Below are 417 nucleotides of genomic sequence, written 5' to 3'. Positions count from 1 at the left end.
ATTTTTTAATTATATAACTTTTTAAGTATTTTTTGTTTTTAATATCCATGCATATCCATAGTGATTATAAAATCCTGCTAATATACCAGCTTCATTTCCAATACCTTCATAAATATCAAAATGTTGACCTTTTACTGCTCCTCCTACATCTAATGCAACTACTAAACGCATTTCATATTTATTAATAAATATACCATTTTTATCTAGAATAGGTATTTGTAATAGTAGTACACTACCATTTTTAACTATCGAATGATCAACGGCTATTGAAGCTTTAGAAATTAATGGAACGCCACTTGCACCATAAACTTTATTTTTATCTTTTTTAAAAAATACAAATGATTTATTTTCTTCAAATAAACTTTGTATTTCTTTTATTGTATGTCTTTGACACCATTTTTTTATTGTTTTCATAGA

At 24.7% G+C, this 417-nt stretch carries 1 protein-coding gene; it reads right to left on the bottom strand.

The annotated features are described in order from the left end of the window. Positions 1-21: 21 nt before the first annotated feature. On the bottom strand, positions 22-417 hold a 396-nt coding region (locus D9V70_RS03325), incomplete at its 5' end, for a 3D domain-containing protein (RefSeq protein WP_253254801.1).

It is taken from the genome of Buchnera aphidicola (Lipaphis pseudobrassicae) (genome assembly GCF_005081185.1).
Lineage (GTDB): Bacteria > Pseudomonadota > Gammaproteobacteria > Enterobacterales > Enterobacteriaceae > Buchnera > Buchnera aphidicola_AD.
Note: the sequence above shows the minus strand (reverse complement) of the source record. Positions and strands in the feature narration are given on the sequence as shown.